Source organism: Streptomyces sp. NPDC059743 (assembly GCF_042732975.1).
Classification (GTDB): Bacteria; Actinomycetota; Actinomycetes; order Streptomycetales; family Streptomycetaceae; genus Streptomyces.
Map to the genome: position 1 here is coordinate 169218 of NZ_JBHWGS010000004.1, position 13805 is coordinate 183022.

Sequence of the window (13805 nt, forward strand, 5' to 3'; positions counted from 1 at the left end):
AACAGCCTCTGTTGGGCCGCTCCGGGCTGAACGCACGGCGAACGCACCGCAGCACGCTGCGCAAACGCGTTTTTGTGCTGGCCCCGGAATCCGCTAGAGTTCAACACGTCGCCGGGCCGTCCAGACGGGCCGGGAAACGACAGGCGGACGTGGCTCAGTTGGTAGAGCATCACCTTGCCAAGGTGAGGGTCGCGAGTTCGAATCTCGTCGTCCGCTCGATATGGGGGATCCATCCCGTCCCCATGCTCCTGGTGGAGTGGCCGAGAGGCGAGGCAACGGCCTGCAAAGCCGTCTACACGGGTTCAAATCCCGTCTCCACCTCCAAGGACGATTAGCTCAGCGGGAGAGCGCTTCCCTGACACGGAAGAGGTCACTGGTTCAATCCCAGTATCGTCCACTGGATCCTTCTGGATTCCCGCGCGATTAGCTCAGCGGGAGAGCGCTTCCCTGACACGGAAGAGGTCACTGGTTCAATCCCAGTATCGCGCACGCAGTTCGCACGCGGCAGGACCGCAAGATCGCGGGAAATGTCGCGGCATCGCAGGAAACGCAGGTTGACCTGCGCGATTAGCTCAGCGGGAGAGCGCTTCCCTGACACGGAAGAGGTCACTGGTTCAATCCCAGTATCGCGCACCGTCCAAAGCCCCCGGTTGTCTTGACGACCGGGGGCTTTGTCATGGTGTCTCCGGGTCATGGTGTCTCCGGAGGGCTCCAAGCCTTCCGGAGGGCTCCGGGCCTCAGGAGGAGAAGAGCATCCGTCCGAAGCTCTTCTGGCGGTGGTGCCCGCCGTGGTGCGGAGCGCCCCAGGCGGGCGCGGGAGCGGCCGGATAGGCCTGCGGGGCCGGCGGCACGGGCGGCGCCGGCTGCGCCCACTGGGACTCCAGACGGGTCAGGGACTCCAGCTCGCCGTAGTCGAGGAAGATCCCCCGGCAGCCGCTGCACTGCTCTATCTGAACACCGTTGCGGTTGTACGTATGCATCGCTGCGTGGCACTTGGGACACTGCATCGTCGGCTCAGCTCCTCGCCGTTCGTCCGGCATCGCCGGAACATATGCCCGGCGACGGTCGGTTCAGCCTACGACGAGCGCGGGGGCTCCAACTCGGGCGGGAGCGAAGCTATTCGGCCACAGGCGTCGATCATCAGCTGCTCGACCTCGTCGGGATCCCGGTTCTCCGCAACGGACTTGGCGATCGCGAGGGCGGCGGTCTGGACGGTGAGGGCACGGGCCGGGACATCGAGCCGGGGCCAGGGATCGGGGTACGCGGCGGGGTCCGGACCGGGATCCAGGCCGGCGGTGGTGGGTACGGCCGGGCCGCGCGCGGTGCGGTAGGCGCCGAGGAAGCGCTGCCAGATCTCCGGCGGCAGCAACCCGGCCGCGTACCAGGCGGCAGGGCGGGCCAAGTCCCAGGCCGGGTCGCCGATTCCGAGATCGTCCACATCGATGAGCAGCCAGGGACCGTCGGGTGCGGGATGGCGTACGAGCTGGCCGAGGTGCAGGTCGCCGTGGCAGAGAGCGCCCGGCCCCGGCGCGGGCGCCTCGTCACGTGCCCAGGCGGGCAGCCGCTCCCAGGCGCGCAGGACGAGACCGGCGGCGGGATGCGGTCCGGCGGCCCGCATCCGCGCGACGGCGCGGGCGGCCTTGGCAGGCCCGCGCATGGGCGGCAGCCCTCCGGCCGTCCCTCCGGCCGTACGGACGGCCGCGCGGACGGTCTCCAGCGGTACGGAGTGCAGCCGGGCGACCAGGGTGCCCGCCTGCTCCCAGGGCGCGCCGTCGGGATCGGCGGGATCGACAGGGCTTCCGTAGGGCCATGCGGTGACCGGGCGTCCGTGTACCGTCCCGGCTGTCTCGAGCGTCCTGGCCGTCCCGGCGTCTGTCCCGGCGTCCGCGGGAAGCGGCAGCGAGGGCGGCAACGGAGGCAGCGGCGGCAGCAGAATCCCGGCGAGGCGCGGGTGCGCGGCGACGGCGAGCCTGGCGCGGTGGCCCGCCAGGTCCGTACCGTCCGCGTGCGCCTTGGCGACGGCCTTTCCGTGCCGTACGACAACGCCTTCGCCGCGCTCGGCGAGCACGGTCTCCGTATGCCCGCAGGCCCGGCAGCGCGCCAGGTCTGCCAACGGATCCGGCACCGGATCCGCCGCGTGGGCGGCCCGGCGGGCGACGAGCCCGAGCGCACGGACGACGGATACGGTCATGGCCCCCCTGTGCGGTGAATTCCCACGATGCGGCGAATTCCCACGAGAACCTTACGATCCGTACGATCCGCGCGGACAGCGGTCCGGAAGGGCTGACGCGGCGCGCGTGGTGGGCGTACCGTGGGCCGGACAGCGCGATGGCCGGTCAGCTCCCCAGCTGACCGGCCAAACGCTGCCGTCCGCCGCACCCCCGTCCCCACGGGGTTGTTGGCCGGATGTCCCCGACCCGGGCCGCTCTCCCGGGTCCGGGGCGCCGCTCAGCGCCCCAGCATCACGCCCACGGACGACGCTTGTGTGACCACCGCGTCCCAGCCGCCGAAGACGACCACGAGCAGTGTCGCCAGAGGAAGGACCATGGCCGTCGCCACCAGCGGGTGGCGCGGGCCGGACCGGTGTCCGCCGAACGCGGCGAACGCCCTGCGTCCCTGCGTGCGGATCATTGCCCGCGGTGCCGTGCCCGCCATGGTCCCTCTCCTGTCTGTCCGACAGCGGCGAGTGTCGACCTCGGGGGACGAGTGCTGCACCCGCCGCTTGATCTCAACATTAGGGACGCGACAAGCCCGGGTCGTCATGCCCGCGTACCCATTACCGGGCCTCCCGGAGGATGAGCCTCCTGCCGCTGGAGTACTCCCCTGGGTGGAGAGGACGCTTCAGGACTGGGGGTCTTCCCGGAGAGCGCGCTCCGAGGAGTCCTGCCGTGGCATCGGCTGCTCGACCAGCGCGAGCACGCGCGTGGCCATGAACCGGGCCGTCCGCACCACCGAGCCGTTCCGGGTGACTTCGCTCACTTCCACCACGCCCCGGCGTACCGCCGTCTCCACCCGACGGCCCGCTCTGCTCGCCACCACTTCATACGTACGAGTCGTGTCGCCCGCGTCCACGACTATCTCCACCCGGTCACCCTTCACGATCCAATCCCCCTTCTGCGACGGACCTTTGGGATCTCGCACGGGCCAGGAGGACTTGGGATCCGCCGTCCTCTGACCACTCCTCAAGTTTCCCACCCCGCACTGACAATCGGTCGGTCCACGAGGGCGCGGCCTATGAGCGCGCCGGGGCGCGGGTACGTAAGCTGTGCCACGTCACACGGACGACCGGGCAGCGGGGATGGACATGGCGATGATGCGGCTCCGGCGCGAGGACCCGCGTGTCGTCGGTTCGTTCCGGCTCCACCGGCGGCTGGGCGCCGGCGGGATGGGCGTCGTCTATCTGGGTTCCGACCGGCGCGGCCAGCGGGTCGCGCTGAAGGTGATCCGGCCGGATCTGGCGGAGGATCAGGAGTTCCGGTCGCGGTTCGCCCGCGAGGTCTCGGCGGCGCGCCGGATCCGCGGCGGCTGTACGGCCCGGCTGGTGGCCGCGGACCTGGAGGCGGACCGGCCGTGGTTCGCCACGCAGTATGTGCCTGGGCCCTCGCTGCACGACAAGGTCGCCGAGGAGGGCCCGCTGCCGGCCGCCGAGGTGGCCTCCGTCGGCGCCGCGCTCTCCGAGGGCCTGGTGGCCGTGCACGAGGCCGGAGTCGTCCACCGCGATCTCAAGCCGTCGAACATCCTGCTCTCGCCCAAGGGCCCTCGCATCATCGACTTCGGTATCGCCTGGGCGACCGGTGCGAGCACGCTGACGCATGTCGGTACGGCGGTCGGTTCGCCCGGCTTCCTCGCGCCGGAACAGGTGCGTGGCGCGGCGGTGACTCCGGCGACGGACGTGTTCTCGCTGGGTGCGACGCTCGCGTACGCCTCGACCTCCGACTCGCCCTTCGGGCACGGCAGTTCGGAGGTCATGCTCTACCGGGTGGTCCATGAGGAGGCGCATCTCCACGGAGTGCCCGACGCGCTCGCGCCGCTGCTGCGCGCCTGTCTGGCCAAGGACCCGGACGAGCGTCCCAGTACGCTCCAACTGTCGATGCGGCTCAAGGAGATCGCGGCCAGGGAGGCCCAGGGACTCTCGGACAGCCGGCCGCCCGTGCAGCGGGTGCGCGAGCGTGAGGCGCGGGAGCTGCCGACGGGACGGCTGACGGAGCGGTACACGGAGCGCCTGGTCGAGCGCGGCTCCGTGGGCGAGCGCGGTTCGCAGGGCCGTACGGCGAGTGGCTCCGGTGTCGGTTCAGGTGCTGGTTCAGGCGGCGGTTCCGGTTCGTCCGCGTCCCGTTCCGGATCCCCGAGATCCACGGGATCGTCGTCGCGTACGGGCGGCTCCTCGTCCCGTAACGGGAGCTCTCCGTCCCGTACCGGCGGCTCGCGCCCGCAGCAGTCGCGCGGCACCGGGCGTACGGGCGGCGGCAGCCGTCAGCCGACCGGCGGGCGCACGACCTCGGCCGGGCGGCGGCCCGCGAATCCGCGGCTGCTGCGGCAGCGGCTGATCGTCTTTGTCGTCGTGACGCTGATCGTCGCGCTCGGGATCGCGGCGGCGCAGCAGCTCTGAGGCGGCGCGGTGGCTGTGACGCGGCGCGCGGCAGCCGTGATCCGGTGGGTCGCGTGCTTCGGTCCCGCGTCAGTTCGCCGGGCGGCCCGTCGTCACCGCGTAGAACGCGACCGCCGCCGCGGCGCCGACATTCAGCGAGTCCACGCCATGCGCCATCGGGATACGGACCCACTCGTCGGCGGTGTCGAGCGCACGCGCGGAGAGTCCTTCGCCCTCCGCGCCGAGCATCAGCGCGACACGTTCCAGCCGGTGCGGTGCGGCCTCGTCCATCGCGGAGGCCCGCTCGTCGGGAGTGAGCGCCAGCAGCCTGAAGCCCGCTTCCCGTACGGTGTCCAGCGCCCGGGGCCAGCCGTCGAGCCGGGCGTACGGCACGGAGAACACCGCTCCCATGGAGACCTTCACCGAGCGCCGGTAGAGCGGATCGGCGCAGTCCGGCGAGAGCAGTACGGCGTCCATGCCGAGAGCCGCCGCGCTGCGGAAGATCGCGCCGATGTTGGTGTGGTCGTTGACCGCCTCCATGACGGCGACGCGACGGGCCGTACGCAGGACCTCGGCCACGGCCGGCAGCGGCTTGCGCGCCATGGAGGCGAGGGCGCCGCGGTGGACGTGGTAGCCGGTGACGCGCTCGGCGAGGTCCGGGCTCACCGTGTACACCGGAGCGGTGGTCTGCTCGATGACGTCCCGCATGGTGTCGAGCCACTTGGCCGACAGCAGCATCGACCGCATCGTGTATCCGGCCTGCGCGGCCCGGCGGATGACCTTCTCGCCCTCGGCGATGAAGAGACCTTCGGCGGGCTCGCGTCTGCGGCGCAGTTCGACGTCGGTCAGATCGGTGTAGTCGTGCAGGCGCGGGTCGTCGGGATCGTCGATGGTGATGGGTTCAGCCACGGGATGACACTGCCTTGTCCGATCGGGTCCGGGCGGGATGACGGGGCGCTGCGCTGCCGGGGCAGGGGGCTGCGCGCCGCCGAGGGCGGCGGGCCGCGCCACCGGCGGCGGGTGGCCTGGGCGACAGCCTTCAGCGGCCGTCGCCGAGGGCCACAGCCTCGCCGAGGGCCACGACCTCGCCGATGACGATGACGGCGGGAGGCCGTACCTGTTCGGCCCGTACGGCGTCCGCCACGGTCGCGAGCGTGGCGTCCACCCGTCGCTGGGCGGCCGTGGTGCCCTCCTGGATCAGGGCGACGGGTGTGTCGGGTGCCTTGCCGTGTGCGACGAGCGCCTCGGCGATGGCGCCGATCTTGTCGACGGCCATCAGCAGCACGAGCGTGCCGTGGAGCCGGGCGAGCGCGGCCCAGTCGACCAGTGAACGGTCGTCGTCGGGAGCGACATGGCCGCTGACGACGGTGAACTCATGGGCGACGCCACGGTGGGTGACAGGGATGCCCACGGCGCTGGGCACGCTGATGGAGCTGGAGATCCCGGGCACGACCGTGCACGGGATGCCGGCCTCGGCGAGCGCCTGGACCTCCTCCATGCCACGGCCGAAGACGAACGGGTCGCCGCCCTTGAGCCGGACCACGGCCTTGCCCGCCTTGGCGTGCTCGATCAGCGCGTCGTTGATGGCCTCCTGGGCCATGGCGCGGCCGTACGGGATCTTCGCCGCGTCTATCACCTCGACGTGCGGCGGGAGTTCGTTCAGCAGGTCGCGAGGGCCGAGGCGGTCGGCGATGACCACGTCCGCCTCGGCGAGCAGTCTGCGTCCGCGCACGGTGATCAGATCGGGGTCGCCGGGACCGCCGCCGACGAGGGCGACGCCGGGCGTACGGCTGCGGTGGTGAGGCGCGGCGAGGGTGCCGTCGCGCAGGCCCTCGACGATGGCGTCCCGTACGGCGGCGGAACGGCGCGGATCGCGTCCGGTCAGCACGGCGACGGTGACGCCCTCGCTGCGGCCGGTGGCGGGCGTCCAGGCGGTGGCGGCCTCGGCGTCGTCGCTGCGTACGCACCAGACGCGGTGGCGTTCGGCCTCGGCGGAGGCGGTGCGGTTGGCGACGGGATCGCTGGAGGCGATGAGGGCGTACCACGCTCCGGTGAGATCGCCCTCCTCGTAGCGGCGGCGCTCCCAGCGGATCTCGCCGGCCTCGGCCATGGCCTCGACGGACGCCTTCGCGGAGGGCGAGACGAGCACGATGTCGGCGCCGGCCGCGATGAGCGCGGGCAGCCGGCGCTGCGCGACCTGCCCGCCGCCGACGACAACGACGCGCCGCCCGGACAGGCGGAGTCCGACGGGATAGGCGGGGTGCTCGGCGTGCGGCTCGACGTGCGGCGCGTGCTCGGCCATGTCGGTAGGGACTCCTCGGGCGGGCGGGGCGGTGCTGTACTGCCACGGTGGCAGTGGCGGGTGAAGCGGCTGGTGGGACGGGGTACGGTCCCGGCGACCACCTTACGGGGAGGGGACGCGTGGGTCACGGTCGGAGCGGGCCCGCGACAACGGGACCTGTCCCCCACCCCGCCCCTTCCCGAAACCGGGGCAAGCCCCGGACCCCGGGCCTGCGTCGACTGCGCGGCACGAGCAACTCCGGCAGAAGCCACCACACGCCACCGGGCCGCTCACGGCCCGAACCTCCGGCCCCATGGCGGCGGCCACGCCGGCCGCACGGCACAAAAAGCTGAAACACCCCAGCGGGCAGCTCCGGTACGAGCAGTGGGAACGCCCGGAAGGCCGGTACGCACCGCCAGGCGCCACCGCACGGCGCCGGGCCGTTCCACCCGAGCCACCGGCCCCGTGGCGGTGGCCGCGTCCGCTGCGCGGCGCGAGAAGCTCAAACGCCCCTTCGGGACAGCTCCGGCAGAAGCCGCCACACATCGCCGGGCCGCTCACAGCCCGAACCTCCGGCCCCATGGCGGCGGCCACGCCGGCCGCGCGCCACAAGAGGCTGAAACACCCCGTCGGACAGCTCCGGTACGAACGATGGGAACGCCCGGAAGACCGGTACGCACCGCCAGGCAGTCCGGTCGGTCTCTGTCGCCGACGTGGCCGCCCGGCTGGGCTGGAGGCCCGGTTACGGACAGCCTCCGCGCCGACGCCGGCCGCAGCGGCTGGTGCCTCGGGATACGCAGCCTCGTGTCGGCCGTGCGGCACCGTTTTCCCGGAGTGTCCGGCGCGGGGATCCGGGTCGCCCGGTCGGGTGGCCTTCTGCGCCGAGACGGCCACCGCTGCGGGCCTGGCCCGGAACGTGGACGGGCTGCGCCGCGCGCCCGTGCCCGTTGGGCCCCTGGGCCTGGGGGCAATCCGGTCGGATGGGCTCCGGTGCCGACGTGGCCACCGCTGCGGGGTTGGTGGCCCGGGGCGCGAACCCACACCGAGCACCCGACCCAGCGGCGCGCGGCACAGGGCCCGCGTCCCGGGCGAGACCGGCCGACCAGGCACGCACAAGCAGGAGCTGACGCCCGCTGGGCGCCCGGCCCAGGCAGCGCGCGCCGAAGCGCGCGTACCAGCGGCGTCGCCGACGGGCGGCAGCCCCTACCGGGCCCCGGCGCCGACGTGGCTACCGCCACAGGGCCGGTGGCTCGGGTGGAACGGCCCGTCGCCGTACGGCGACGCCTGTCCCCGGGCTGGAGGCCCGATGCGTGGCGCAGCCCGTCCGAGTTCCGGGCCGTAGGCTCGCAGCGGTGGCCGTCTCGGCGCAGAAGGCCGCCCGACCGGGCGGCCCGGATACCCGCGCCGGACAGTCTGGGAAAACGGTGCCGCACGGCGCGAGGCTGCGCGTATCCCGAGCCACCAGCCCAGCAACTCCGTGCCGGATGTACCCGACGCGCGCGGAGGCTGTTCGTAACCCGGGCCTCAGCCGGGCGGCCACGTCGGCGCCGGAGACCGACCGACCGGACTGCCCTGCCCCCGGGCCGGAGGCTCGATGCGTGGCGCAAGCCGTCTGCGTGCCGGGGCACCGGGCCCCACCGGACCGGCGAAGCCGTACGCCGGCCCGGCGCTACTTCTCTGTTACTCCCGCCGAGTCGAACGTCGCCACCTCGTGCATCGCCCGGGCCGCGCTCTGTACCACCGGGAGGGCCAGGAGGGCGCCTGTGCCCTCGCCCAGGCGGAGGTCCAGGTCGACCAGCGGGCGGAGGCCGAGTTTGTTGAGGGCTGCCACATGGCCCGGTTCGGCGCTGCGGTGGCCGGCGATGCAGGCGGCCAGGGCCTCCGGGGCGATCGCTCGGGCGACCAGGGCCGCCGCGCCCGCGCTGACGCCGTCGAGGATCACCGGCGTACGCAGGGACGCGCCGCCGAGCAGGAAACCGACCAGTGCCGCGTGCTCCAGGCCGCCCACCGCGGCGAGGACGCCGACCGGGTCGGCCGGGTCCGGGCGGTGGAGTTCGAGGCCACGGCGTACGACATCGACCTTGCGCGCGTGCATCTCGTCGTTGATGCCCGTGCCACGCCCGGTGACCTCCATCGGGTCCTGGCCGGTGTAGACACAGATCAGCGCGGCGGACACCGTCGTATTGGCGATGCCCATCTCACCGGTGAGCAGCGCCTTGTTGCCCGCCGCCACCAGATCACGCGCCGTCTCGATACCGACCTCGATCGCGGCCAGCACATCCTCACGGCTGAGCGCCGGTCCCGTCGTGAAGTCCGCCGTACCGGCCCGGACCTTACGGGGCAACAGCCCCGGCGTCGCCGGGAGTTCGCCCGCGACGCCCACGTCGATCACACACACCTCCGCGCCCACCTGGTTCGCGAACGCGTTGCACACCGCGCCGCCGCCCAGGAAGTTGGCCACCATCTGGCCGGTGACCTCCTGCGGCCAGGGAGTCACGCCCTGCGCGTGCACACCGTGGTCGCCCGCGAAGATCGCCACCGCCGCCGGCTCCGGGATCGGCGGCGGGCACAGCCGCGACAGACCGCTGAGCTGTGCCGCGATGATCTCCAGCATGCCGAGCGCGCCCGCGGGCTTCGTCATCCGCTTCTGCCGCTCCCACGCCTCCCCCAGCGCCTTGGCGTCCAGCGGACGGATGCTCGCGATGGTCTCCTGGAGGAGATCGTGCGGCTCCTCGCCGGGCAGCGCCCTGCGGCCGTACGTCTCCTCGTGGACGACCCATGACAGCGGCCGGCGCTTCGACCAGCCCGCCTGCATCAGCTCGGGCTCCTCGGGAAACTCGTCGACGTATCCCACGCACAGATACGACACGACTTCGAGATGCTCGGGCAGGCCCAGCGCGCGGACCATCTCGCGCTCGTCGAAGAAGCTGACCCAGCCGACGCCGAGCCCTTCCGCGCGGGCGGCGAGCCACAGATTCTCGACGGCGAGCGCCGAGGAGTACGGCGCCATCTGCGGCTGGGTGTGCCGACCGAGAGTGTGCCGGCCGCCGCGCGTCGGATCGGCGGTGACGACGATGTTCACCGGCGTTTCGAGGATGGCCTCGATCTTCAGTTCCTTGAACTGCTTCGCCCGGCCCTTGGGCAGCGACTTGGCGTACGCGTCACGCTGACGCTGCGCCAGCTCGTGCATGGAACGACGGGTCTCGGCGGAGCGGATGACGACGAAGTCCCAGGGCTGCGAGTGGCCGACGCTGGGCGCGGTGTGCGCGGCTTCCAGGACGCGGAGCAGTACCTCGTGCGGGATGGGATCGGAACGGAAGCCGTTCCTGATGTCGCGCCGTTCGCGCATCACCCGGAGCACGGCCTCGCGCTCGGCGTCGTCGTAGCCGGAGGGTGCGGCGGTGCCTTCCTGCGGGACGGGCGCGGCTTCGGGCACAGCCTGGGCCTCGGGTGCGGCTTCAGCTTCGGCCTCGGGCTCGGGTGCGAGTACGGGTACGGGTACGGCTTCAGCCTCGGGCGCAGGTACGGGCGCGCGGTCGGGCTCCGGTGCGTGTACGACTTCGGGCACGGGCTCCGGCTCGGGCGCTGCCGCGAGCTCGGGCGCCTGTACAGGCACAGGCTCGGGCTCCGGTGCGGGCTCGGCTACGGCCAACAGCTCTTCCGGCGCCTGGACCGGCTCCTCGGCCGTCGGCGGCTCCATCACCGGCGTCGGCTCGGGCTCAGGTGCGGGAACAGGTTCCGGTACGGGCTCGACGGCGACAGCCTCGGCCTGCCGGACGGCCTCGACCGGCTCAGGTTCCGGCACGGGCTGTGGCTCCATCACGGGCTCCGGCTCCGGTCGCGCCGGGGCCTCGGGCACGACCGTTTCTGCTCGCACCTCGGGTGCTTCCGGTGCCGCCGGTGCCGTTGTCGGCGGCTCGGCGCCCCATGGCGCGCCCGGCTGCGGCGGAATCTCGCCGAGCTGCGGCCCCGGCAGTACGGCCGGCTCCTCGCGCGGGACGTCCAGATACTCCGGACCCGTGGTGGGCGGTCCCTGCGTCTGGGCCCGGACGCGGACGGACTGCGTGGGCGTACCCGCCGGGCCACGGTCCGCGAGCGAACGCACCACACCGCCCGTCGGGTCGGGCACGGGCGGGCCCATGTGCAACGGGCGGCGCGGTGGAGTCGGGGCCGGTACGGGCGGAGCGGTCGCCATGGGCGAGGGAATCCGTACACCGTTGAGGTCCACCGAACCGGAATCCCGGCCACCGGCCTCATGCGCGCCCGGCCGGTGCAGATTCCGTCCACGCCCGATGGAACCTTGCTGCGACTCCTGTACTGGCTCCTGCTGGAGTGCCTGCTCCGCTTCCTGCGGAGCGGCCGGCGCCACGGCAACCGCCTCCGGCTCGACGGCAGGAACGGCCGGAACCTCCTGGACCGGCATGACGAACTCGCCCGAGGCAGAGCCATCGGCAGAGACAGAGACAGAGGCATTGGCGGAAGCCTCGGCCACCGTGACCGGGCCCTGCTGCGCCTGCGCCTGCGCCTGCACCTGCACCTGCTCCTGTACCTGTACCTGCGCCTGGAACTCGGGCTGCCCCACGAACTCCGCCTGGGCCAGGACCGCGGGCTGCGCCGGGACTTCGGCCTGGATCTGTGACACCGGCTCCACCATCGGCGCCGGCTGTTCTATGGGCGGCGCCTGCTGCTGAACCGGCATCGGCTCGGGAACGGCATATCCCTCAGGACCGGCGAACTGCTCCGGAGCGAACCTCTCGGACACGTCGGACACCGCGAACCCATCAGGCACCGCGAATCCCTCGTGCCCGGTGAAGCCTTCGGGCCCGGCGAAGCCTTCCGGTCCGGGATACCCCGCAGGCGCGGCGTACCCGTCCGGCGCGGCATAGACGGCGGGCGCCTCCGCCGGTACCACCTGGGGATCGCTCCACCCCCCTTGCGCGCTCGGCATCAGCAGCAGATCTTCTTCCTCGGTGACGGTCTCGGAGGGGTCCAGGTAGGTGTACGCGCCGGGAGCGGGGATGCCCGGCTGCTCCACCATGCCTGCGTTCTCCGGCAGTCCCTCGCCCAGGACCTGGCCGGTGTCAGTCATGCGTACCCCTCGCCCATAGGTTGTGCTCCTTCGGCCCGTCACCCGGGGCGCCCGATCCGCGGCGCTTCCGGCGCCCGTCAGGAACAACGAGCGTGAGCGCCGCGCGGCACGAACGGCGCGCGGTCACCCCGAAGTCTCGCGGCTTCGCGCGGCCTTTCGCAGCCGGGACAGTGGATCTGTCCCGGCCCGCTGTGGGCTGCGCCACGTCGCGCGTCCCCCCGGTGTCGCCGTACCACATGAGGGCCCAAAACGGGCCCCTTTTCCGGACATTGACTAACGAAGTGACGAACGCCCGGCTGCGGTACAACGATCGGCCAGCCTACCGCGCGCGGCGCCGGAACAGGGTCAGGGGGCGCTCTCCGGACGCTGTCCGGAGACCAGGAAAACGACGGAACGCTCCCGCTCCGTCCATGCGCCGGTGTCGAGGTCGACGGACTGGAGGAGCACGCACTCCACCTCATATCCGCCTCCCGCCAAGGCCGTTCCGACGGCCTCGGCCTCGTCGCGGGTGGCCGCGTGGGTGACGATGCGCTCGGGCCTGCGGTCGGCGCAGGCGGTGACCACATCGATACCGCCGCCGCCGATCCGTACGACATCCGGTTCAGGCAGCCGTTCGAGCACCTGCGGCGCCCGGCCCTGGACGACCTGCATCTGGACGCCCGCGCGGCGGGCGGCGGCGGCCGTACTGGCGCAGGCTCCCGGCTCGTCGTCCACGGCGATCACGGCCGCGCCGAAGCGGGCTGCCTCGGCGGCGAGCGCTCCGCTGCCGGAGCCGATGTCCCAGATCAGATCGCCGGTACGGGCTCCCAGCCGGGCCAGTTGGGCGGCGCGCAGCCAGGTCGACTCGCCCTCGTCGAGTTCGATGCCGTACTCCGCGGTCGGCAGGGCCCAGCCACGGCCGGCCGGCGGATAGCCGGGATCGCGTCCGGCGATCCAGCCGCCGGTCGGCGAGACGGCCGTGCCGACGCCGCCGATGACGATCACCACATTGGGGTCGCGCCAGACATGGTCGGCGGCCTTGTCGGAGGTGAGGACGCTGACCTGTTCCCGCTCGGTGCCCAGTTCCTCGCAGATGACGAAGGTGCGGTGGACGCCGTCGAGGAGCAGGGCCAGTTCGGCCGGCCCGGCGCCCGGCGAGGTGAGGACGGCGACCTTGGTGTGCGCCCGGCAGACATTGACGGCGCGGCGGAGCGTACGGCGGTGGGCGACGACGATCTGGGCGTCGTCCCAGGCCATCCCGGCGCGCGCGAAGGCACCGGCCACGGCGGAGACCGCGGGGACGACTTCGACCTCCAGACCGTGTTCGGGCGCGCGGAGCGTCCGTACGACACCGAAGAAGCCCGGGTCCCCGTCGGCGAGCACCACGGCGCTCCCACGGTGACCGGCGATCCGTCGGGCCGCGAGATCGATGGAGCCGAGCCGGATGCGTTCGGCGTCGGGCGGCACCTCGGGAAGAGCAAGATGGTGGGCGGCTCCGGCCACCAGGGTGGCGGCCGAGAGGGCGGCTCCGGCAGCAGCGGTGAGCGGCGAGCCGTCCCAGCCGATCACCGTGACGCGGTCGGCCATCGTCGTCAGTCTCCCGAGAGTCGTCGCTTACGTCGAGTGGTCGCGTGGTCGTGCGTGAAACCGATGGAACCGATGGAACCGATACGGGCACTTCGTCGCCGGTGGCTGCGGGCAGCACAAGGCACGGTGAGAGTACCTGGCCAGGCACGGAGAACGTCGGGCGGTGGGTCGGGACGGCCCGTGGTGGCAGGACGCCGCCGTCGGTGCCGTCCACTCCGATTGGTGCCGTCCGTTCCAGCCGGTGCGGTCCGCTCCAGCCGGTGCCGTACGTTCCAGCCGGT

At 72.6% G+C, this 13805-nt stretch carries 9 protein-coding genes and 5 tRNA genes; 6 read left to right on the forward strand and 8 right to left on the reverse strand.

Going from position 1 to position 13805, the window contains the following annotated elements:
- Positions 1-143: 143 nt before the first annotated feature.
- The 5 genes from ACFV6H_RS08980 (at position 144) to ACFV6H_RS09000 (ending at position 633) form a co-directional block, all read left to right on the forward strand.
- Positions 144-216, forward strand: a tRNA-Gly gene (locus ACFV6H_RS08980).
- A gap of 34 nt (positions 217-250) precedes the next feature.
- Positions 251-324, forward strand: a tRNA-Cys gene (locus ACFV6H_RS08985).
- A 1-nt stretch (position 325) separates the two neighbouring features.
- Positions 326-397, forward strand: a tRNA-Val gene (locus tag ACFV6H_RS08990).
- 20 nt (positions 398-417) lie between these two features.
- A tRNA-Val gene (locus tag ACFV6H_RS08995) sits at positions 418-489 on the forward strand.
- 72 nt (positions 490-561) lie between these two features.
- Positions 562-633, forward strand: a tRNA-Val gene (locus ACFV6H_RS09000).
- Positions 634-737: 104 nt separating this feature from the next.
- On the opposite strand, the gene ACFV6H_RS09005 is transcribed toward ACFV6H_RS09000, so the two are convergent.
- The 4 genes from ACFV6H_RS09005 to ACFV6H_RS09020 all read right to left on the reverse strand — a co-directional run bounded on the left by ACFV6H_RS09005 (position 738) and on the right by ACFV6H_RS09020 (position 3099).
- Positions 738-1007 (reverse strand): zf-TFIIB domain-containing protein, encoded by a 270-nt coding sequence (locus ACFV6H_RS09005; RefSeq protein ID WP_385540010.1) that lies wholly within the window; start codon positions 1005-1007, stop codon positions 738-740.
- Between the two features lie 68 nt (positions 1008-1075).
- On the reverse strand, positions 1076-2191 hold the full coding sequence (locus tag ACFV6H_RS09010) for a phosphotransferase family protein (protein WP_385540012.1): 1116 nt from the start codon (positions 2189-2191) through the stop codon (positions 1076-1078).
- Positions 2192-2448: 257 nt separating this feature from the next.
- Positions 2449-2655 carry a hypothetical protein gene (locus ACFV6H_RS09015; RefSeq protein ID WP_093599442.1) on the reverse strand — a complete coding sequence of 69 codons (207 nt, stop codon included), beginning with the start codon at positions 2653-2655 and terminating at the stop codon, positions 2449-2451.
- Between the two features lie 186 nt (positions 2656-2841).
- Positions 2842-3099 carry a hypothetical protein gene (locus ACFV6H_RS09020; RefSeq protein ID WP_066956291.1) on the reverse strand — a complete coding sequence of 86 codons (258 nt, stop codon included), beginning with the start codon at positions 3097-3099 and terminating at the stop codon, positions 2842-2844.
- 199 nt (positions 3100-3298) lie between these two features.
- Between ACFV6H_RS09020 and ACFV6H_RS09025 the strand changes: the two genes are divergently transcribed.
- Entirely contained in the window at positions 3299-4609 is a 1311-nt protein-coding gene (locus tag ACFV6H_RS09025; RefSeq protein ID WP_384976863.1) for a serine/threonine-protein kinase, read from the forward strand.
- A 69-nt stretch (positions 4610-4678) separates the two neighbouring features.
- Here ACFV6H_RS09025 and ACFV6H_RS09030 read toward each other — a convergent pair whose 3' ends face one another.
- The 4 genes from ACFV6H_RS09030 to cbiE all read right to left on the reverse strand — a co-directional run bounded on the left by ACFV6H_RS09030 (position 4679) and on the right by cbiE (position 13524).
- Positions 4679-5497 (reverse strand): TrmH family RNA methyltransferase, encoded by an 819-nt coding sequence (locus ACFV6H_RS09030; RefSeq protein ID WP_384976473.1) that lies wholly within the window; start codon positions 5495-5497, stop codon positions 4679-4681.
- 130 nt (positions 5498-5627) lie between these two features.
- Positions 5628-6890 carry a uroporphyrinogen-III C-methyltransferase gene (cobA, locus tag ACFV6H_RS09035; RefSeq protein ID WP_385540015.1) on the reverse strand — a complete coding sequence of 421 codons (1263 nt, stop codon included), beginning with the start codon at positions 6888-6890 and terminating at the stop codon, positions 5628-5630.
- 1648 nt (positions 6891-8538) lie between these two features.
- A complete protein-coding gene (gene cobT / locus ACFV6H_RS09040; protein WP_385540017.1) occupies positions 8539-11958 on the reverse strand; it encodes a nicotinate-nucleotide--dimethylbenzimidazole phosphoribosyltransferase in 3420 nt (1139 codons plus the stop codon).
- Positions 11959-12303: 345 nt separating this feature from the next.
- On the reverse strand, positions 12304-13524 hold the full coding sequence (gene cbiE, locus ACFV6H_RS09045; protein ID WP_093605164.1) for a precorrin-6y C5,15-methyltransferase (decarboxylating) subunit CbiE: 1221 nt from the start codon (positions 13522-13524) through the stop codon (positions 12304-12306).
- Positions 13525-13805 lie beyond the last annotated feature (281 nt).

Coding starts and splice junctions, on each gene's coding strand:
- ACFV6H_RS09025 (WP_384976863.1), top strand. CDS start 3,299: ATGGACATGGCGATGATGCGGCTCCGGCGCGAGGACCCGCGTGTCGTC.
- cbiE (WP_093605164.1), bottom strand. CDS start 13,524: ATGGCCGACCGCGTCACGGTGATCGGCTGGGACGGCTCGCCGCTCACC.
- cobT (WP_385540017.1), bottom strand. CDS start 11,958: ATGACTGACACCGGCCAGGTCCTGGGCGAGGGACTGCCGGAGAACGCA.
- ACFV6H_RS09015 (WP_093599442.1), bottom strand. CDS start 2,655: ATGGCGGGCACGGCACCGCGGGCAATGATCCGCACGCAGGGACGCAGG.
- cobA (WP_385540015.1), bottom strand. CDS start 6,890: ATGGCCGAGCACGCGCCGCACGTCGAGCCGCACGCCGAGCACCCCGCC.
- ACFV6H_RS09010 (WP_385540012.1), bottom strand. CDS start 2,191: ATGACCGTATCCGTCGTCCGTGCGCTCGGGCTCGTCGCCCGCCGGGCC.
- ACFV6H_RS09005 (WP_385540010.1), bottom strand. CDS start 1,007: ATGCAGTGTCCCAAGTGCCACGCAGCGATGCATACGTACAACCGCAAC.